The following is a 23,038-nucleotide window of genomic DNA, read 5'->3' on the forward strand; positions in this document are numbered from 1 at the left end:
AACCTTTTTACAATGAACCGCATTTTTCTTAAATTATTAGCTGTCGCGCTGATTTTTTTTGTCCACGATGCCATAAGCCAGGTACCTGTTATTAATTCATTTAGCCCTCTTAAGGGCAAGACGGGTTCTATAGTAACCATTCAAGGTAGTAATTTCGACAGTACGCCCGAACGCAATATAGTTACCTTCGGTGCAGCGAGAGCAACAGTGATTGCCGCCAGTGCAAACCAGCTTCAGGTAGCAGTGCCGCCCGGTGCAACCTATCAGCCAATCACGCTTGTGGCAAACAGCCTTGCAGCGTATTCATCAAAACCCTTTTTGCTTACTTTTGACGATGGGGCAGCGCTTTCTGCCAACTCTTTTGCTAACAAGGTTGATTTTACCACCGCTTCGGCCCCCCGTAATATCATCAGTCAGGATTTTGATAACGATGGAAAGCCGGATGTGGCATTAACTTACTCGGGAGGGTTTTCTGTTTATTTGAATGCTAGTAGTGTTGGAGCTATTAATTTTATAAAAAAGGCAGATTTTACCACGGGTGTTTCAACCCCTGGAATTGCCGCTGCCGATCTTAATGGAGACGGGTTAGCCGAAATTGTGGTCATTAGCGGATCAAACAAGATATCGGTATTAAAAAATACCAGTACAAAAGGCGCACCTGCATTTGCTGAAAAAACGGATTTTATCACTGGCGCCTCACCCTCGGGCATTGCCGTTGCCGATTTGAATAAGGATGGAAAGCCGGACATTGCTGTTTCACATGGCAATGAAAACACGTTTGCTGTTCTGCTAAATACAAGCAGTGGCAACACCATAAAATTTGATCCGAAAATAAATTTTAATACTTCCCGAATCGGTGTTTCTATTGTAACCGGCGACATTAATGGTGATAATAAGGATGACATTATCTTGTGCAAAGATACTTACCCGTCCAAAACGCTTACAGTCTACGAAAATACCACTTCGGCAGCAGGATTAAGTTTTACTGAACGGGCAAACTTAGGCACGGCATCTTTGGTTGAGCATCCGTTGCTGGCCGATTTGGATGACGATGGTTTACTGGATATTGTTTCACCTGACGGGCCGTACACTACAACCAGGATCTTTCAAAATACCACTTCGGGTCAAAACATTTCTTTTTCGGAAAAACTTACGCTCCTTACAGGTTATTATCCATCCACCGCAGCTTGCGCCGATTTAAATGGCGATGGCAAGGTAGATATCGCTGTGCCCGACAATGTATACCCCGGTGTAATTACTGTATTGGCCAATGCCAGCACACCCAACAGCATAGCCTTTGCAAGCGGGGTTGGTTATACCAAAACCTCAAGTAGTCAAGGCATTAGTATTGCTGATTTTGATGGCGATGGCCGGCCTGATATGGTATGCAGCAATTTGAGCAACAACAATTTTTCGGTATTTCTCAACCGGACAGGTAGCCTTACCATAGATTCCTTTACGCCGAAAACGGCTGGCACCGGCACCACCGTTATCCTTAAAGGCTCGGGCTTTGCTGGTGTAAACAATGTTATGTTTGGCAATATAGCTGCAGCTTCGTTCAAAGTGGTATCGAAAGATACAATAACTGCCATTGTCGGCAGTGGTGCTTCCGGAAATATTTCGGTATCCGAATCTTTGAATAGCTCATATAGCATAGCTGGTTTTAAGTACATCAGCAATCCAAAAATCACTTCTTGCTCGCCACTTAACATTAAAGCTGGCACCCGGGTAACTATTGAAGGCCTGGATTTGAAAGATGCACTAGCCGTGAACTTTGGTGGCGTACCGGCCGCTTCTTTTTCAGTAGTGTCTGATACTCGTATTGTGGCCACAGTAGCAACAGGAGCTAGCGGAACATTAACTGTACAAACAGCTGGCGGCATTAGTTCTTATCCTGGTTTGGTTTATTACCCTGCGGCACCGGTTATTAGTAACAGTTCCGCGTTATCCGGGCCGGCCGGGGCAAGTTTAAACCTAACAGGTACAGGGTTTAATGTCAATGCCGCTTCAAACGTAGTTATGTTTGGTGCGGTGAAGGCTGCTGTTACCAATGCTACGGCTACACAACTTACAGTTACTATACCGGCGGGGGCCACTTACGGGCACTTGTCGGTCACAAACCTCTCCACTAAATTAACGGGATATTCAACAGCATCGTTCACCCCTGTATTTGCCTCACTAAATAAAATTTCCAGCAACGATTTTAGTAGCAAAATTACCTTTGCCAATACGGTACAACCTGTTCTGAGCCAGGTAACAGATATGGACGGCGACGGTCAGCCCGATGTAATAATGCTGAACGCCAATAAAACTATTTCAGTTTACCTGAACACAGCAGCCAACAGTGCCGTTACGTCAACTTCCTATGCTTCAAAAACTGACCTTGCAACTGGCAACTCCCCAACTTCACTCAGTATAGCTGATTTGAATGCCGACGGCAAGCCCGACATAGCTGTTACCAATAGTGGGGATAACACGCTATCGGTGTATATCAACAATTCCGTTTCGGGCAATTTGGCAATAAGTAATAGAACTGATTACGCCACCGGAAACCGCCCTATGTTTTGTAACGTCGCTGATATAGATTTAGATGGCAAGCCTGATATTGTGGTAAGCAACACAGGCGCTAACTCCATATCGGTGTTTAGAAACAACTACCAAAGCGCACTTTCATCTACCTCTTTTGTTCGTACCGATTTTGCAACAACCGGTATGCCGGGAATGATAGCCACCGGCTACTTAAAGAGCAATGAAGCCAGGCCGCAAATCGTGTTCATTCAAAATCAGGCAGTTTATGTATTAGTTAATACTTCCGAACCCGGCCAGTTAATACTTAACCAGCAAAATATAGCTGTTGGTGCAAAGGCACTGGTGCTGGCAGATTTTGACAATGATAACAGCGATGATTTAGCCGTTTTAAGTCCGGCGGATAATATAGTTACCGTAGTAACTAAAGTTTATCAGCAAGTTTTAAACACCTCTTATAAAACGACACTTCTGGTTAATGCCAACGCTGCAACACTTAACACCGCTGATATGGATGGCGACGGCAAGGTAGATATTGTAGTAACTTATTCAGGCAGCTCTATCTTATCGGTTTTGAAAAACATACATCCGGGTAAAGCTGCTGCTAACCCGCTGTTTGCCGCCAAGGTTGATTTGGATGCCGGTAACACACCAGGCAGTTTAACGTTGACCGATGGCAATGCAGACGGCAAGCCCGATATATTAGTAACTGTTCCGCAAAACAATGCATGGACGTTTATCTCCAATTTACCCCAACCCGAAACCCCTTCTTTACCCCCGGCTATCAGTAGCTTTACACCTTCATCGGCCGGTCCAAATGCTGTGGTTACTATTACAGGTACGAATTTTAACCCAGTGCCTAATGAAAATGCCGTGTACTTTGGTACAATAAAAGCAGTGGTTACCGATGCCACTGCAACACAGCTTACCGTAAGTGTTCCCATAGCACCCGAGTATGGTAAGATAACGGTAATCAACACCGCTGCAAACCTGCTTGCAGTATCGAAAATGCCTTTCGTTCCATTATTCCCAAGTAATAAACGGTTCACTTCGGCCGATTTTAACCTACATGCAGAGATACCCTTGGGCACTACCCCTGCATCGGCTATGTGCACAGGCGATGTGGATGGCGATGGGAAGCCCGACCTGATTGTGACTAACAGTTCATTAAACACCGTTTCAGTTTACCGTAATACATCACCTAATCAGTCGGGAACATTTTTGTACGCCGCCAAAGTTGATTTTGCAACAGGTGCCAACCCACAGTATATTAAGTTGGCCGATGTTAATTTAGACGGAAAACTGGATATACTGGTAGCTAATAAAAACGGCAATTCAATTTCTGTTCTTTGTAATCAGGTTACTCAAGGCACTATTACCGGTACTTCATTTGCTGCCAAAGTCGATTTTGAAATAAGCTCCTCGCCTGCCTTTATTGAGGTAGCTGACATTGACGGGGATGGTAAGCCGGATATAGCCACGGGTTCGTACCCGGTCTCAATATTTAGAAACACTTTTTCAGGCGGCCAGTTCGGCAGCAGTTCATTAAGCTCTAAAATTGATTTTAATGGATACGGAGTTAATGTGCTTTTGCAGGATTTAAACAACGACGGAAAGCCCGAATTGATTAACTATGGCTCCGGCAGCCAGCTTCGTATAGCACAAAATACATCAATTCCAAGCATAATACAGTTCAACGATGCAGGTGCCGACCTTTATTACGGCATTGCAGCGATAGCTACAGGCGACCTAAACGCTGACGGTAAACCCGATATTATAGCCGCTTATAATGATACTTATATTACGGGTAGCAGCGTGATCACTTTTACCAACCAATCACCAGGTGACAACATAGTTTTAAACGTGAAGACCAGCCAGGTAGATGGTATTAATGTGGGTAATTTAGGTATGGCTGATGTAGATGGCGATGGCAATATTGATATCGTATTTAGCCAGCCCGCACTGAATGCTGTAGCGGTGCTTCGAAATGCACAACTGGCCACAGGGAAAGATACTTTGAGTTTTTCGGGCAGGGTTAATTTGAGTACAGATGCTACACCTGGGCTTATACAGTTGGCTGATTTAAATGCCGATGGCAAACCAGATATCATTACTCTGAATACTAAGAATAATACCTTGTCTGTGCTCATTAATGACGCTAAAATGCCGCCGGTGATTAGCGCAGTAAACCCGTTAAAGGCCAATGTGGGTGCAACCATAACCATATCAGGAAGCGGGTTTAATGCCACAGCCGCTAACAACATTGTTTATTTTGGCGGAGTACGGGCACAAGTTACCGCCGCTTCAGCCCAGCAGCTCAGTGTAAAGGTACCTGTAGGGTTAAGCTATAGTAAGGTGTCGGTCCTTAATACTGGCAGCAGCCTTGTTGGGTACTCCGCCCAAGCTTTTTCGCCAACGTTTACTTCGAAAAAAAATATTACCTCTGCAGATTTTACCAACCTCTATGCTTTTACGGCAGGTAGCGGCCATTACGCAGTAGCCACAGGCGACCTGGATAATAACGGAGTAAACGATATGGTAATTACCATGAGGAACGAGCATAAAGCCTACGTTTATATGAACAAGGCAACAACGCCATACCTGCAACTAAGTACTGATTTTGAACCCGAAGGCGTTACCCTGGCCGATGTAGATGTGGATGGGTATCTGGATATCATTGTTGGAAACAATTTTGGAGGAAGTATTTCTATTTATCGTAATAACCTAACGGCAACGGGCGAAGCTCCTTTTCAGATGGCTAACTTTCGCGGTGGTTTAGCGCCCCGCGTACTGGCGGTTACCGATCTCGACGGCGACGGCAAGCCTGAAATTATTGTAGCTAATAACAGCTTGAGTCCGCAGAGTATTTTTGGCGGTGGTATTTCTGTGAGCGTATTTCAAAACCTGAGTACACCAGGACTCATCAACAGTAATTCATTTGCCCCGGCTGTATCTTTTACCAAGGGCATAGCACCCTCTAGTGTTGGCGTTGCTGATATAGATGGCGATGGCAAACCCGACCTGGTTATTACGAACAACGAAAGCAAAATTATATCTATACTCAGAAACCGTATTCAGAATAACGTTATTACCACCACATCTTTTGAGCCTAAAGTGGATTTTGATACCGGCTGGGCGTCTAACTCATTGTCTTTAGATGATATAGATGGAGATGGCAAAGTAGACATCGTAGTGGCTAATCAAGACGAAAATACACTATCAATATTTCGGAATACAGCGACGGCCGGCGTAATTAACCAGCAATCATTAGCGGGCAAAGTAACCATCAGTACTGCCTTGGGCCCTGTAAAAGTAGCTTCGGCTGATATGGATGGTGATGGCAAAGCCGATTTGGTTGTAGCTAATTTAAACGCAAAAACGGTGTCGGTATTTAAAAATATTGCAGAGCCCGGCGCTATTCTGGAAACTTCGTTTTTACCTAAAGTAGACTTCGATATAGGAGCTTCTCCTGTGGATATAGCCATCGCCGACATAGATAACGATGGCTTGCTGGATATGGCCGTTCTGGCGGGACCATCCAGCTTAATCGTATTAAAAAACAAACCGGTTGCCGATGTAGCGCCGGTAGTTACCGCTTTTACGCCTGCTACGGGTGGCGTGGTCGCCGCCATAACTATTAGCGGCAGTAATTTTGATAACATAACCGAAGTCAGGGTGGGTACCGTTCCGGTTTCTTCGTTTACTGTCGAATCGCAAAACAGCATCAAAGCCGTTATTGCATCCGGAGCCTCGGGCAGTGTATTAGTTTTAAAAAAAGGTAGCTCAGGTGCTAAAGAAGGATTTGTTTTTATTGACAGCCAACCTGGCGATGCGCCACCGGCTATCACTTCATTTGCACCATCAAACGGCCCGGTGGCATCAACAGTAACTATAACCGGTAAAAACTTCAGTAAAACCCTTGCAGATAACACGGTGTTCTTTGGCGCAGTAAAAGCTACTGTACTAAGCGCCGATAAAGAAGTACTCACCGTGAAGGTGCCTTATGGTGCTACTTACCAGCCTATTTCGGTTACTAATAATAAGTTAACTGCTTATTCACAAAAGCCGTTTGTAACCACTTATGACGGTGGCGGCGGCAACTTTAATTTTACGGCTGCTTCTTTTGCTACCCGTTCCAGTTTTGCCACCGGGGCTAAACCTTCGGCTTCTTTTGCGGCCGATATAGATGGAGATGGCAAGCCCGATCTGATTACGGCCAATGCTACCGACGGCACCGTTTCCGTATTAAGAAATACCGCGGCTAACAGTATAGCATTTGCACAAAAAGCTGATTTTGCAGTAGCGGCTAACCCGGTTGCCCTACTGGCAGCTGATGTAAACGGCGACACCAAATTAGATATTATTGCGGCTGGTGCCAGCGGCGTATTATCAATATTGATAAATAACAGTACAGGCGGCAGTATAACCTTTTTACCAAAACAGGATTTTAAGATAGGTAACCATGCTTTTGCAATAGCCGCAGGCGATTTAGATAAAGATGGTAAGCCCGATTTAGCAGTTACCACCGATACCGACAACACCGTTGAAATATGGAAAAATATAAGCGCTAACGGTTCTGTTTCCTTTCAGCAACAGCAAAAATTAACGTTAAGCAGTAACACACGCGGGCTGGTTATTGGCGATATTGATAATGATGGCAAAGCTGATGTGATAGTAATCAGCCAAGGCGACCGCACAGCTAATTTCTATTTAAATACCTCCACCAGCGGACCGGTAACCTTTGCAGCAGGCATACGCGTCAGCATAGAAGAGTCATACTATGCCAATATTCCTGAAAATGTTATTATAGGCGAGTTTAACGGAGATGATAAACTGGACCTGATTATAAGTTGCGTTGGCAATTTCAGGATAATGTTAAACCAGGGAACGACCGGCAATATTAAATTTGCACCTTTATCTTACCAGGTATCAAGCCCATTGCCCAACACGCCAACTTCTAATCATCCGGCCCTAAGTGATTTGGATGGTGACGGTATTCCCGATATACTGCTATCGATCCCTGTCGAAAAATCAGTTGAAGTATTTAGAAACCAGTCAACCACAAATAAAACCGTAATATTATTTCCCAGAGATTACCCGGCTGGAAACAATCCGTTTAGCATTAATGCAGCCGATTTTGACCTGGATGGTCGGCCTGATATTGCGGTAACCAACCTTAACGATAATACGGCGTCGGTACTAAAAAACTCAAAAGTTAATCCCATTAATATTACCTCTGTTTCGCCACTCACTGCTACCGCCGGCGAAACCATAAATATAACCGGATCAAATTTTGACGGAGCCACTGCGGTAAAAATAGGAGGTGTGCCGGTTGCAAGCTTTAAATTGGTATCGGCAGCCAAAATAGATGCTGTAGTAGCCGCCGGCGCAACAGGGGATGTTGAGGTAACTACTCCTTTAGGTACCGTTGCTTATCCTAGTTTTACTTTTGTGGTTAAAACTCCCGTTATCAGCAGTATCAAAAACAACTCGGTAGCGGCTGGAGATACCGTTATCCTTACCGGGCAAAACTTTTTTAAGATAACATCAGTAAAATTTGGCAAGGTTGAGGCCAGTTCGTTCAACGTTGTATCGCCCACAACGATCAGCGCGGTGGTAGCGCCGGGCAGCGCGTCGGGGCAGGTGGGTGTTACTAATAGTGCCGGCACCGGCTACTTTGATTTTACCTTTTTGTCGGCACCCGTTATTGCATCAGCAAGTACCTTACGGGCAAACACAGGTAACCAAATTAACCTAAGCGGAGAAAATTTTATAGGTGTTACTGGTGTACAATTTGGCTCATCGCCTGCGCTGTCTTATACAGTTAATTCGGCTAATAGTATAACTGCATATGTGGGTACAGGCACCACCGGCGATATCACTGTTAAATCAGCGGGTGGAGTAGGTCGCTTTTCGGGGTTTGTGTATACACCGCCACCAGTCGTGCTTGCTTTTTCGCCGGCAGTGGCTGGTGCGGGAGCAACGGTGACCCTAACCGGAAATAATTTTGACGATGTAACCGCTGTTACATTTGGTGGCGTTAAGGCAACTTCATTCAAAATTGTTTCTTCAACTGTTATTGAGGCTGTTTTAGGAACGGGTGCCTCCGGCAATATTACGTTAAACTCTATTAATGGCATCACTAGTATTGGCGGTTTTACATTTGCAACACCTCCGGTAATCACTTCGTTCACACCGCAGTCGGCAGCCACAGCAGCTAACGTAAATATAACCGGAACAGGCTTTACAGGGGCCACCGAGATCAGTTTCGGTGGTGTAAAGGCAAATTATTACACCGTCAATTCAGCCAGTAGCATTACCGCTACTGTTGGCGCTGGTGCCAGTGGTGATGTATCGGTAACTACTCCTTTGGGCACGGCAAAACTTGCAGGATTTGTGTTTAAAGCACCACCGGTTATAGCCGGTTTTACACCTGCTGTAACAGGGGCTCAAACCCAAGTCACTATTACCGGGACCAACTTCACCGGAGTTAATGCAGTGAGTTTCGGCGGCGTTGCTGCCCAATCTTTTACGGTAAACTCGCCAACCAGTATAACAGCAACAGTAAGTTCGGCAGCCAGTGGTGAAGTTGCCATTACGGGCGTTAATGGGATAGCTTACCTTCCAGGCTTTACATTTGTTGACAAACCTGTTGTTACGGCCACCGGGCCTACCAGCTTTGCATCGGGCGGCAAGGTGGTTCTTTCCACTACTACCAATTTGGGCTATACTTATCAGTGGAACAGAAATGGCGTAGCTATACCGGGTGCTACCAGCGCCAGCTATACAGCCAGCGAAAGCGGAGCATATACGGTTAATGTGAAAGCAGCAGATTATGTAACTACCTCCGAAGCCATTGCCATAACAGTTTATTTTGTTTTGCCGGTTACCAACTTTAGTGTGGCTACCACCAGCGCAACCTGCACAGGCCAGGCCGATGGCAAAATTGCCATCATAGCGGCACAGCCTTCTAATTATACGGCTACCCTCACCGGCAATACCAGCAAAATATTAAGCTTTACCAATACATTGACCATTGACGGTTTAACCGCCGGCACTTATAATTTATGTATCACGGTAGCCGGACAAGATAATTATAATCAGTGTTATATTCTCATTATCAAAGAGCCTGCTAACCTTGCGGTATATGCCGCTGTAAACAAAACGCTTAATACCGTTAATTTAAATTTAAACGGCGGCGCACAATACACCATAAGTGTAAACAATGCGGTTTATAATACCAGCTCAAACTCCATTATGCTTCCTTTAAGTGCCGGCAGTAATAAAATAACAGTAGTTACCGACAAACCTTGCCAAGGTACCTTCGAGCAAATTATTAATACATCGGGTAATTTGAAGCCATATCCAAATCCGTTCGTAAATGCTATTTATATCAATTTGGGTGAAAAGGTAATCAACACAACTGTTGTTAAAATTTATAATATAACCAACGGGAAACTGGAAAAAATTGAAAAATACATTAACCAATCTGGCACAATACAATTAGATGTAACTCAATTGAATGCCGGTTTATACTCCCTTATTTTACAGCGTGATGGTGAAGAGCTGACTTTTAAGATGTTAAAAAGATGAAAAGATTACTATACATTGTACCATTGATTTTACTGGCTGCCTGCGGAAAAAGGGAAAGCTCAACCACACCAAGTGAAATTATAATACCGCCTCCCTCAAAACCCGTGCTGGTCACCCCGGCGCAAAACCAGGTTTGCACGCAAGGGACAGTCATATCGGCCAGTCAAAGCACGGTTAATTTTAAGTGGGATGCTGCTGCAAACGCCGATAGCTACGAATTAACTTTAAAGAATTTACTTACCGGCGTCGTCATCACACAAACTACATTACTGCCTCAAACAGATGTCATTTTAAGCCGTAACACACCATTTTCGTGGAGCGTTACTGCAAAATCTGCAAAGGCCAGCTTAATAGCGCAGAGCGACATCTGGAAATTTTATAACGCCGGTTCCGGAACTACTAATTATGCGCCTTTTCCGGCCGAAATAATTTCGCCTGCGCTGGGACAAACTGTAAATGCGGTGAACAGCAAAATATCCCTAACCTGGAAAGGTACTGATGCTGATAACGACATTTCGTATTACGATGTTTATTTAAGTACTACCGCCGTACCAGCCTTGCTGCAATCCGGGGTGGCGCCCATGTCATTAACCAATGTAAATGTTACCGCCAATAGCACTTATTACTGGAAAATAATCACCTACGATGCACAAGGCAACAGCTCAGATTCTGGCGTTTACAGCTTTAAGGTGAATTAACTTTGTAACAGTGACAGCCCCTTTTTACACTTTGAACCGCTGATGGAATATCCTCAAATACTTTGTGCAGCAGTTCAATTTTCAGTACACCGTTAACCCTTTCAGCGATTGCATTGTCCCTTAGATTACCACTTTGTGTCATGCTGAATTTCCGAGTTGCGATCACAAATAATGCGGGTAATGACCAAGTGATTGAGCAGGTGATCCAAATAATCTTTGGCCACCTCTTCCCCTTGGCGAGATCCTTATCATTTCTTAGAATGAAGAGCACAATGTTTATGATCGCAATAAAATAATACAATAGTGATTATGTTAAAATTATTATATTTGACTTAACAATTAGAGAATACTTGCTATTAGCGTCATTCGTAGAGTAAGGAACTTTTTACAATGTAAATATCTGACATTCAGTACGTCAGAGTGATGGTTCTGAACCCTAACTCTCCGCAGATTATAATTAAACAGCAAAAAGGCCGTAAAATTTAATTTTACGGCCTTTTTGATTTAGGTCCTGGCTTTTTACCAAAAAGCATTGGGCCATTACCGCGAATGGCGCAAGGGCTGCAAAGACATTATTGCTTTTACTGCCTCAACGGTAAAGACCGTTATGTAATTGGCGATAAAAGAAACCAACTTCCACCAGCCAGCATACCATTATACCGGCATCAGACCTAATTATGGTGACCGTTTGCACCTTGCCGTTCCTTTGAGCTGCGCTTATTAAAAATGCACCAGCTGCACGCAGGTTGCTGAATTCAGCGTCTTTAGTCCAGTTTGAAAATTAGTGAATAATGCTCGAATAACTCTGCATCAGGCACTCATTAAGAACGGCAGGCACGGCAAAATTTTCTTTCCGAATATTAATATGTAACACGTCCTGCGCTTCTGCCGCATTATGCGTTTTTGTTCCAGGTCGCTTATCTTGTATTAATTTGTATCGATTATAATCTCTGCAAATGGGAATCTATCTCCGGCCTCAACAGTTCGGTCAAATCAGCACTTGAGTATGCCTTATAATCTGCCCAAAATCATCAATTATCAATACTTATACTGAAAGACACATTGTGCCCCTTTCAGTATAACTAGGAAAAAAATGATCAATAAGATGTTAAATAGACAACAAGAAAGTATTTAGAATTATCCCTTCATTATAACGCCGGTAAAAGACGGACGTAATCGATCATAGCCTGATTTACATCAATGTTCATGTTGGTATTGGTACTTTTTAGCTGTATAGACAACTGGTTTATTCCTTTCCGTAGCTTTACTCTTAAGGAATTGCTAAACCCCCAGTTAGACCATTGGCCTTTTCCCCGATGCGGTAAGACTACTATCCCCGAAAATTGCCCATTCAGTACGATGGTACGGATGGCACATGTATTACCGGTATTAATCGGGCCGTTACCGTTGGCGTAACGTACATCCATCGTATACCAGCCCGCAAGGGTTACATCTACATTCATTTGAATATTCGTATTTTCCTTTGTATCAGTATTCACAAAACCTTTTCCTGAATAGCCAACGTAAGGGAGCGAAGATTTTTCGGTATAATCCTCTACCTGTAAAATGGTGGCAGGCCGGGTTGCCGCAACCAGCACGGGCTCGCTTGTAAATGAGCCTACATTATTTTTATCAATAGCTATTACTTGATATTCACTATCGCCCGCACCAATGGAATAGCTGGGTTTTACAACCTCTGCAACCGAACTGCCATTTTTCATTATTTGATAACGTTGGGCACCCAGGATTGGCTCCCATGACAGGGTATTGTTGTTATAACGAACCTGAGGGTTGGGAAGGCTTGTATAATCAGGAAGTGTATTAATTTTAGATGGAGCAAAATAATTAGACAAGGTTATATTGATGCTATGATTTCCTGATAATGAGGCAGGTACAGTGGCAGCAGGCAGCGGCTTCCCATCTAAAGTGACCTTGGCTGTTGTGTTTCCATATCCAGATATGGAGATGTCCAGTTCGGCATCCCTGTACTTAAATGCTTTAAGTAAATGTTTCCCGCTTAATGCTTTGGGTATAAACGGCGTAAAGCTTAGGTTATCTGTATTGTAACTGATACCAAACAGCACTTTATAAATCATGGCAATGTTGCCAGACAGGCTCCAAAGCATATTGCTTGAGTTGACTTCTGTTCCACCAAAATCACCAGTGCTGGCAACAAAGTTTTCTTTGTTAGTCAGAAATAACCCGCTTGCCCGGTAAATAGCACTCAAACTTTTTAAAACTGAACTTTCGTTACCTGCTTTAGCTGCAGCCAATGCCCAGTAACTTTCTACAAAAGGCCATACGGCGTTATTGTGATAAGGCGGAATTTCTGGTATCTGCGGATAAATGCAGGGCGTACCGTAAACACCTGTGGGTGTATTTTCGATTATTTTATGTTGATTGGAAACAGACGGAATATCAAAAAGAACAGCCAAGGCTTCACCTAAGGTTTCGGCCCGGGGCGAAAGGGTTTTATGGACTCGTCCGTACAAATATTGCCCGTAGTACCCCTTTTTTTCCTGCCATAAATATTCGTTAATGCCTTTTTTAATAACGCTTGCATTTTTGTTATATAAGTTTGCCGATTTATCATCGCCAAATAAAGCTGCCATGTCTGCCAGTACTTTGTACATACGGTAATGCACAGCATTAGTGCTCAGGCATTCCGATTCATAAATATCTGCCGGCTGCATCCAGCGTGGGTAAGTTTGTTCCCGCCAATCCAAAAAGGAGGATTCGCCTTTAACCAAGCCTGTTTTCGAATTATGCAAATTCACCTCGTCATTGACTGCCGATCTTTTGATAATGTCGTATGCGTTCTTTAACCAGCCTCTATCCCCCGTTACTTTGTATATCTCCCAGGCTGCAACTACCCAAATCATTCGGTCGGATGATACAGGATACGCTCCGCCGGTACCGGTATCCTGAACAATAAGTCCGTCCTTAACCTTCCGCATCAAGCTTTTCATGGCTACTTCTGGCTGCAAAACAGCCATTGACAAAATGATGCTGTAACTAATGTCCCTTGTCCATACGCCCTTCCATGATTTACCTGTTCTGAAGGTGCTGTCAGGTTCTACCGCATTCTGCATTTCTTCAAGAGACAAGTTGTAGATGGCGTTTATGATAGGGAACTCTGATTGATATTGAGGGAAGCTGCTGATATCTTTTGAAAGCTTCCAGGCTGTAGCTAATGTCTCCTTGTATTTACCTGCTTTATCCCGACCCTTGTAATTGGAAGTTAATTGGGTCGCAGATAAAGCGCGTGCCGTAAAGTTCGCCTGCACAACGCTGTCGCGGTAGAGCGTGTAGGCTTCAGTTTGGTAAATAACGTTGCTTTGCGCCTGTAAATTTGCTTGCAGAATTAAACATGCCAAAATGCAGGTAACAATATATTTGATTGATAACATTTGATAAAAATCGTTAGTAGTTTGGATGTCTTTCCATAAAATTGTATAACTGTACGCCGGACAGTAAAAAAGCTCCGACCCCATAGACCGCCGTACTATTAGCGTTTACTTGATCCGGGCTTGCGCCTATGGGTTGTACATAGCCTAACATTCCGTTTTTAACCGCTGAATTTAGCGCAAGCCATGACCGCTTAACGACCGGAAGGTAGGTTTTTTCATCAAGCAGACCATGATTAAGGCCCCAAGCCGTTGCATAACAGAAAAAGCCTGTCCCGCTCATTTCTTTAATCGGATAACTATCCGGATCGAGTAATGAGGCATGCCAGCTTCCGTCCTGCTGTTGTAGTTTGGCTATTCTACCTATCATATTCTTGAATAACTTCTCAAGTCTGGCTCTGTCGGGATGATTTTTTGGCGTATTCTCCAGCACCCGGACTAAACCAGCAACTACCCAACCGTTTCCCCGCGACCAAAATACCTTTTCACCGTTCTTTTCCTTTTTGTTGAAAAAGGTTTCGTCTCTAAAATACAGCTTTTCTGCTGGGTCATATAAAAAGTCCGTCGTCTTCCACCAAAGTTTAATAGCTGTATTTAGGTATTTTTGATCGTCTGTAGCAGTGCTCAGGTATGCGAGTGATGGCGGCGCCATAAAAAGCGCGTCACACCATGCCCATTCCCTCAACTGAATATTATTTCTCCAGTGTAGCGGCTCATCATGTGGGCTGGCCACAATGCTGTCGGCCTGAATAGTAAACGGCGTGATCATTTCTTTTCTTCGATACCTTCCGTACAACTGTGCATAGGTTTGGCCCACACAATAATCATCGGCATAAAAACGCAGGTGTCCAGTATTCCATTTTACGTCATTACCGATATCCAGTAAAACTTTTAGGTATTTCTGGTTACCTTTTAGACTTCCGAAGGCAAATAAACCGGTGTAACATGCACCGTTGGTCCAGTCCACTTTTGAAGCCTTAAAGCCTTTGCTGTTCCAAGTATTAATCTGCCAGTCTGCCACACGTTGCATGGCGTTGAAGATCGCTTTAGTTTTAAAAACGGTATCCTCGAAAATTCGACCATATCTTGGCTTTAAGTTAATTGCGTATTTGGCATTGGAAATATTAGCTTTAACAACAGACTGACTTTTGCTGTTTACGGTTATAAAGACCAGAATAAATGCAGTAAGCTTCGTTACGTTTTTCATTGTGAAATTGTTAACTGACATTTCGTTTGCTTACTTCTGATATACTCTAACATAATCTACTTCAAATTTGGCAGGAAAAAGGGTTGCCTCGGGGTTGCCTCCTTGTTTTCCGCCTATGGCTAAGTTTAGCAGCATATAATGCGGCTGTTTAAATGGATTGATACCGGTGCCATCTCTATTCATGAGTTTATCCATCTCAACCCTATTTATTAATTGATCATCAACATACAGCGCGATACTGTTTTCATTCCAGTCCATGCGCCAGATATGAAATTTATCAGCCCAGGCCTTACCGCCAAGAGAATCGATATTTTTACTGACGGTAAACCATGCGTCTTTGTTATCGGCACCCATATAAGCAATATTTGCAAGCAGCTTTTTTCGATAGTATTCCATAATATCTATCTCTCCGGTTGCCGGCCACTTCCCTTTAATCCCTAAAGTCCACCAAGCGGGCCAAATTCCGTCACGAATATCAATTTTCCCACGCATCACAAAACGCCCATAAAGCCAGCTGTGCAAACCCCGGGTCTTGATGCTGGAAGAGGTATAAGTTGCTTCTTTTCTATTTTTTTTCCAGTCGCTGCTGTTTGCCTGGAAATTGGGGTTAGCTACAGATTCCCTCCTCGCTTCAATGATCAGACGCCCGTGTTTGCACCTGGCATTGTTCTCCTGGTACCATTGTAATTCTTCGTTTCTTTCGAAGCCCTTTTCGAAGTTCCATGTAGATTGGTCAGGGGCCCCATTGTAATTGAATTCTTCGGCCCAAACCAACTTGTAACCATCGCTTTGCAATTTAGGCGGCTTGGCAGCGGTATTACGCTGAGCGGCAGACGTAAGTGCGGCACAAAGCATGAGGCCAACAAAAGAATATTTTAATAGGTGTGTTTTCATTATTTGATTAATAGTAAGTATCAAGCAGACATACCACTTTTCGTGATATACAGCCTTTATTTGTAAGCCGTTAAGCTAAGTGGCATTAAGGTTGGGAATGTCCATGCATAATCATGCTTGGGGTACATAACTGGCCGGTATGGTGATACAAAAGCGTCAAAATCAGGGCTTTTGTAAATTCCATTCATTGCCTCCAGTAAATTGGCTGGCCACGGACCAGTTTCTGTATAAGTTAAACTTGTTTCAGGGTTACTAGCATATTTCCATTCGGCGGGATGCTGGTCATAATATAACAAATAGGCAAGCGCTTTTTGGATAGATGCGCCGTTCTTTTCGGCTTTAAAGAGGTTCTCACCAGTTTGATTATAAATCACCCAACAAGAAGCCGTTAACGGCGCAAGCGAAAAATAGGTATACCATATACCTTTAACCTGACGCTTTACTTCTTCTACCATATGACCATCAGGCGAAATTTTATCAAATAAATCAGCTCTAATTAGATCTACATTCTTTTGAAGGTCTTCTTTATCTTCCAGATAGACATCGGCAAGTAATGAGGCTAACCTGGACCAATCGCCTGAATTGTTATGTCTGACCCGGATGCTATTAGCTGCATCACGAAATACGTGGACAGTCCAGTGTCTGAATTGCTGCTGACTTGCTTGGCCCCAGCCGGTATAACCTTTTAACAGATCTGCAGCTATCATCATAGTGGTTCCAGAGTACGACATAACTAACGATCCGTCTAACTGGGAATATCTTTGATTAATTCTTGACCAGGAGTTTAAGAAATACAAGGCCTTATCGGCATATTTTTTTTGATTGCTCAGCCTGTACGCTAAAGCACAGCTATATGCCGAAATACCATCTACCTGCAATGCCAGCGAATTCTTTTGATGTCCTGCTTTATCTGAATAATATCCGGGGATACTGAAATCTACAATTGCATGATTTTCTATTAAAAGTGCCGAATCAGCCTTTTTGATCAGCAAGTTATAAGCCGAAAAGTAAGGTTCCTTTTTTAATCTGATTTGTTTTTTCACAAATTCAATCTGCGCTTTAGGATGCATACCGCCGGAGGTATCAAACGCCAGGACCGGACTTATATTTAAAAATATGAGGAATGCTAAACAACAGAATTTTTTTAAAGGGAAATTGGATTTGTAAATTGACATTTGACAGCTACTTAGCATACTGGTGTTTGTATTATTTCATTTTAAATAATGCTCCGCCCTCTCTTAGTGAAAGGGCGGATGCACTAACGGGACTACACAGTTTACCATCCGGGATTTTGCACTAGGATGTTGTTACGATCCATCTCCGATTGCGGCAATGGCCATAGCATGTGTTTTTTATTAAAAACTCTTGTCTCTACTATGGTCCGCTTATAAAAATTAACATCCGTGAAGTTAGTACCGGCAGTAACGCTAAGACCATAAATAGGTGTGGTTTCGGTCTTATCCGCTATTTTCCAACGTCTAACGTCCCAAAAGCGATGTTCTTCAAAGGCAAGTTCAATCTTGCGCTCATGCCTGATCCGTTCCCGCATTTGGTCCTGAGACAAACCGGTAATAAGTGCCGGCAGGCCGGCGCGTTCCCTTACCAGATTTACATATCTGGCGATATCGGAATTACCAGGGTCGGCTTCATTTAAGGCCTCTGCATAATTAAGATAAAACTCGCCGAGCCTGAAAAATATCCAGGCCTTAAGTACATGCTTGCCATTTTTTACATCACTTTCCGGATTTACCATCTTAGTAGTGGTATAGCCAGTGGTAGAGTGGTCATTGGATCCGTTATAACCGTCCCTGCCTGTTGCAAAAAGCTCAACACGGGTAATTGTTTTACCATCGGCTCCCTTATATAACCAATCCATACCATTGTAGCCGATTGATGCATAAAAGCGAGGTTCTCTTCCTACAAACATATTGAAGGTTCCGGCCTTTGCATATTTGGTTGCTGCGGTTGAAAATCCAGCTTCCAGATAGCCAGATGCCGGATTGATTACCGGGCTGGCCGTGGTACTGTAAGCAGTGAACGGAGCTATACCATTTTCCATCTCATACTCATCTACCAGTTGCTGGCTCGGGCCAAGACCTATGTAGCCATTAAGCTGCCTTGGAGAAGCACATCGCTCATAACGGATCACGTCGCCGGTTTGCGGGCGCGCCCAAATAACTTCTGCATTCCAACGGTCTAAGAAAAGATACTGATAAGAAAGAAGCGGATCAAACTTGCCATCTATACCATTCTTTTTATATAATCCGCCAGGCATTTTGTCTATAACCGCCTTTGCGGCTGCCGCAGCTTTTACCCACTTCTCTTTGTTGAAAACCTGGTTAATTAACTGTTTACCGTCCTTGTTTTTAAAATCCGCATAATCTGTATTGCCATTCCACTGTGGGCTTGCCGCATAAAGCAACACCCGAGATTTTAGTGCCCTTGCTACTCCTGCCGTAGTTCTGCCATAGTCAATCGTATTAAGTGGATTATCCGGCAACACCTTTTCTGCCTTATCAAGCTCGGATACAATAAAGTCTACACATTCGTCATAAGAGTTTCTCGGCATCTGAATTTCGTCGAGCGGCGCATCAATTGGTAGCGGCGTTTCGGGCAAAATAACAACCGGACCGTATTGGCGCAATAACAAAAAGTAATAATAGGCCCTTAGCACCCTTGCCTGTTCCCTGTACTGCGCGGTAATTCCTGGGTTAAGCTGATCACATTCCGCACACTCTCCTACTCTATTAATAAACGTACTTGCCGCACGAATACCTTTATAATATTTAGCCCACAAGTCAAAAGGGGCCGAAACGGGCGACCAGTTCCCGGTGTTTATCTGCTGATGAGGCCAGTTGAAAACCCAGTCTGCCTCATCCGAAAGCGGGGTATAATTTGTTCCGTTACAAATCAGCGGGTCTGGGATGTAACTATACACGTTTGCCAGGTAACGCTCGGTTTCGAGCCGGATTGTAAACACCTGGTCGATGTTGAGCATATCGTTCGGCTGCTTATCAAGAAACTTTTTGCAGGATACTAACGCGATGCTTGAAAGTACCAGCAGAATATATTTTAGTTTATTTCTTATCATGGCTTTTGATTTAGCATTTATTTTACTTTGCTTACGCTAAGCATTAAAGATTAAGGTTTACACCAAAGTTGAACGTTTTCTGAATCGGATAGGCCCCGCCATTGGCACTGCCCAATTCAGGATCCCAAAACTTAAACTTACTCCAGGTGTACAGGTTGAGCCCACTGGCGTAAACCCTGAGCGTATTTATTTTCAACCTTTTTGTGAGTGATTTAGGTAAGGTATAACCAAGTTCGGCTGTCTTAAGCCGGATATAAGCCGCATCACGCTGCCACCATGTGGAAGTTTGATAATTGTTAGTATTGCTTCCGAAAGACAATCTTGGGAACAACGCATCCTGCCGTGGATTATCAGGCGTCCAGCGGTCAAGACTGTTCACATTCAGGTTGCCGATAAGTCCGCCTCCCTGAAAAGGATACCAGCCCGTGCCGCCAAGTGTAAAGCTGGCTGAACCATTTCCCTGAAAAAAAACGGAAAAGTCAAATCCTTTTAAAGCGAGCGTCGTTCCGAACCCGTAAATTGATTGAGGCACCGCCGGATTACCTATGGCTACCTGGTCATAGGCATTGACCACACCGTCGTTATTATAATCCATGTACTTGATATCGCCAGGTCTTACAGCACCAAACTGTTGCACCGGCGAGTTTGCTATATCTTGCTGATCCTGGAAAAGACCAAGTGCGATTAACCCAAAAGGTTGGTTATAGCGCTTTCCTACCCGGTTTTGGTAGTTATAAAGATAATCGGGCTGATCTGTATTGAGCAGCTTGTTTCTGGCATAAGTATAGTTGCCTCTAAAAGTGGCATCTAAAGCGCCTACCCGGGCTCTGTACTCCACGGTAGCCTCAAAACCCTTATTTTCCATTTCTCCGAGGTTGCCGTACGGGTTGTTTTGCAAACCCAGGGTTGCAGGTAACGAGGCGCGTTGCAGGAAAATACCTTTACGGTGGCGTTTAAATACATCGGCTTGAATGTTAAAGCCATTTAAAAACCTGGTCTCTAATCCCAAATCCACTTCACGCTCCTTTTCCCAGGTAAGATCTGCACCCCATTGGTCCTCGCCTCTTCCACCAAAGCCATTATTGGCGTCGATACCGAAGGTATAGCTGCCATTGCCGCCACCTACAGTTGTGAGGTAAGCAAACCTCCGGCCGCCAATCTGGTCGTTTCCTTTTATACCCCAAGAGCCGCGCAGCTTCAAATATTCAACCCAGGATATGTTGTTTTTGAAAAAAGACTCCTGAGAAACGATCCAACCCGCAGCAACTGCCGGGAACAAGCCATAACGGTGTCCCGGTGAAAAGTTCTCAGAGCCATTATAGCCGGCGCTCACTTCCAGAAAATAACGATTATTATAACCATACGAAAGTCTGGAAACCACCCCCTGAAGCCTGAAAGGGAGTGCACTTATAGCATCTGTGGCATCAGCGTCCTGGTAGTCCTGCTGATTGTATAGTAATAATGCTTTTACATCATGTTTTCCAAAACTACGGCTATAATCAATGTTGGCCTGAACATAGATTCGCCGGTTTCCGCCCGCAGCTTTTGAAAAGCCAAGGTCGGCCTTTCCGGTCACTAATCTGCTCAAGATTAAATTCCCGGCAGCATCACGACCCGATGCAAAATACTTATCAACCTGGTCACTGTTAGCCAGGTATGATCGTATCTGATTAATATTATGATAGTTGTAACCGTCGAAAGCAAACTTTCCCTGGATAGTAAGTCCTTTCACAAACCTCGACAGATCATGCCTGAGAGTAAGATCAGTCTGGATGTTGTTTCTCCATTCAGTGATGAAGCCTGTGCCCGTAAGTTGTGCATAAGGGTTAATAAGGCTGCTGATTCCACCGTAAAGAGATTTTCCAGGGTTTGCGGGGTCGGGGTAAGTGGGAGAATAACCGATAGGTGTATTATTTTGTATCGTCGACCAAATATTTCCACTACTTGTTCCGGGATAATTTGATGTAACTAAGATACCGCCCAAACCGAGGCTAAGCTCTGTATACTTATTCAGGTTTACGTCAACGTTCGCTCTGAAATTGTATCGTTTTACTTTTGCATTAGTGTTGTAAGCGTTGAGATTATCGCCTTTCCAAATCCCATCCTCCTGATAATAGCCGGCGGATATAAAATATTTTGACATATCGCTGCCACCGGTTACATTTAAGTTTGCTCTTTGATTATTGGCATGGTCTTTCAGAATCAGGTCTAGCCAATCTACGTTAGGATACAAGTATGGATCTTCGCCGCTGCGATATTTATCAATAATTGCGGGAGTATAAGGAGTAACAAAGCTTGGGTTAGTAGCTAACTGTGCCTCGTTGTACAACGTAAGCCATGTGGGACCATCTACATAATCCTGAAGCCTGGTAGGCCTGTTGCTGCCTTGTTCCAGTTTAAAACTGATAGCTGGTTTCTGGGTGGACCCCCTGCGGGTTGTAACAAGGATTACTCCGTTAGCTCCTCTTACACCATATACCGAAGTGGCAGCAGCATCCTTGAGCACAGAAATGGTAGCAATTTCTTCAGGTTCTATATTTGATATGGGCCGCTCAACACCGTCAACCAATACTAGCGGACTGGCTCCGGCACCAAATGTACTGATACCTCTTATCCAGAACTGGGCATCATCATAACCCGGTTCGCCACTTCTTTGTACGGATATTAAACCTGAAACTTTGCCGGCAAGTGCATTAGTTAGCGAGCGGGGAGCCGCCTGTTTCACATCTCTTACATTTACCGTAGAAATAGATGCTACCAAACTTTCCTTTTTTTGTATGCCGTAAGCTACCACGGCCACTTCGTTGAGGCTGGTCACATCAGGCTCGAGCGATACATTAAGTTGTCTTCTGGTATCTAAAGAGATCTCCTGGGTTTTATACCCTACAAATTTAAATACCAAGGTTTCATTTCCGGTAAGAACCGTGAGCTGATACTTACCGTCCGGGTCTGACACCGTACCTTTAGTGCTCCCCTTGATATTAATAGTGACACCCGGAACAGGATCACCTTTTTCATCGGTTATTCTTCCTGAAACAGGTATCTCAGCAGGTGGTGATACCTCTTTTGGCAAAATGGGGTAATTGCCAGATGTTTTGGTGTTACGAATGACAATAACATCTCCCGAAACCTCAAAGTAGAGTTTCTTTTTATCAAGCAATTGCTTGAGCACCTCAGAAAGGGGCGTATCGCGAAATTTCAAGTCAATTTTATCGTCAACATTGATAAGCGCTGGGCTATAAACAAAATTGACTTTATATTTCTGTTCGAGTTCGGTTAGGATTTTTTTAAGTTCCAAACCCGTTCGGTTAATACTAACCCTCTTGTCCAGAATGGGTTGCGCACCGCTTCCCTCGGCGAGGCTGCTACCCAAAATGGTCAAAGCGAGTATTAATTGTAAAAAACTAAATCTCATGAACTTTACAAGTACAGGTTTACAATACATGGTTTTGGTTGTTAATCGTTATTTTTTGACACAAGAAAGCCCATGCGGCCGCCTGGCAGCTGCTCTTAAATGGCTGTGAATCATCTTTGGGCGGAATTAAGTGAGCGTGAGTATTGACGTACCTACGGTCAGCTTTTACGAAGGTCAGGTATAGGTTTTATTCATATTCTATTAGGT

At 43.9% G+C, this 23,038-nt stretch carries 8 protein-coding genes; 2 read left to right on the top strand and 6 right to left on the bottom strand.

Going from position 1 to position 23,038, the window contains the following annotated elements; translation table 11 throughout:
- Positions 1-12 precede the first annotated feature (12 nt).
- The gene (locus tag ABDD95_RS11090) at positions 13-10,119 is read left to right on the top strand and encodes an FG-GAP-like repeat-containing protein (protein WP_345951956.1); all 10,107 of its coding nucleotides are present in this window, start codon (positions 13-15) and stop codon (positions 10,117-10,119) included.
- Positions 10,116-10,817 carry a hypothetical protein gene (locus ABDD95_RS11095; RefSeq protein WP_345951957.1) on the top strand — a complete coding sequence of 234 codons (702 nt, stop codon included), beginning with the start codon at positions 10,116-10,118 and terminating at the stop codon, positions 10,815-10,817. Before ABDD95_RS11090 ends, ABDD95_RS11095 begins: the two co-directional genes overlap by 4 nt.
- A gap of 1,148 nt (positions 10,818-11,965) precedes the next feature.
- Here the strand turns inward: ABDD95_RS11095 and ABDD95_RS11100 are convergent.
- The 6 genes from ABDD95_RS11100 to ABDD95_RS11125 form a co-directional block, all read right to left on the bottom strand.
- Positions 11,966-14,227: a trehalase family glycosidase gene (locus ABDD95_RS11100; protein WP_345951958.1), complete on the bottom strand. Its 2,262-nt coding sequence runs from the start codon at positions 14,225-14,227 to the stop codon at positions 11,966-11,968.
- 13 nt (positions 14,228-14,240) lie between these two features.
- Positions 14,241-15,431, bottom strand: coding sequence for a glycoside hydrolase family 88 protein (locus ABDD95_RS11105; RefSeq protein WP_345951959.1), 1,191 nt, complete (start codon positions 15,429-15,431; stop codon positions 14,241-14,243).
- Between the two features lie 30 nt (positions 15,432-15,461).
- Complete coding sequence (locus ABDD95_RS11110; protein WP_345951960.1) at positions 15,462-16,325, bottom strand: glycoside hydrolase family 16 protein; 864 nt, start codon at positions 16,323-16,325, stop codon at positions 15,462-15,464.
- A gap of 56 nt (positions 16,326-16,381) precedes the next feature.
- On the bottom strand, positions 16,382-17,368 hold the full coding sequence (locus ABDD95_RS11115) for an alginate lyase family protein (RefSeq protein ID WP_345951961.1): 987 nt from the start codon (positions 17,366-17,368) through the stop codon (positions 16,382-16,384).
- A gap of 233 nt (positions 17,369-17,601) precedes the next feature.
- Positions 17,602-19,416: a RagB/SusD family nutrient uptake outer membrane protein gene (locus tag ABDD95_RS11120; protein ID WP_345951962.1), complete on the bottom strand. Its 1,815-nt coding sequence runs from the start codon at positions 19,414-19,416 to the stop codon at positions 17,602-17,604.
- A gap of 43 nt (positions 19,417-19,459) precedes the next feature.
- Positions 19,460-22,831 carry a TonB-dependent receptor gene (locus ABDD95_RS11125; RefSeq protein ID WP_345951963.1) on the bottom strand — a complete coding sequence of 1,124 codons (3,372 nt, stop codon included), beginning with the start codon at positions 22,829-22,831 and terminating at the stop codon, positions 19,460-19,462.
- Between the last annotated feature and the right edge of the window lie 207 nt (positions 22,832-23,038).

The sequence above is a fragment of the Mucilaginibacter sp. PAMB04274 genome, from assembly GCF_039634385.2.
In the GTDB taxonomy this organism is placed as follows: Bacteria; Bacteroidota; Bacteroidia; order Sphingobacteriales; family Sphingobacteriaceae; genus Mucilaginibacter.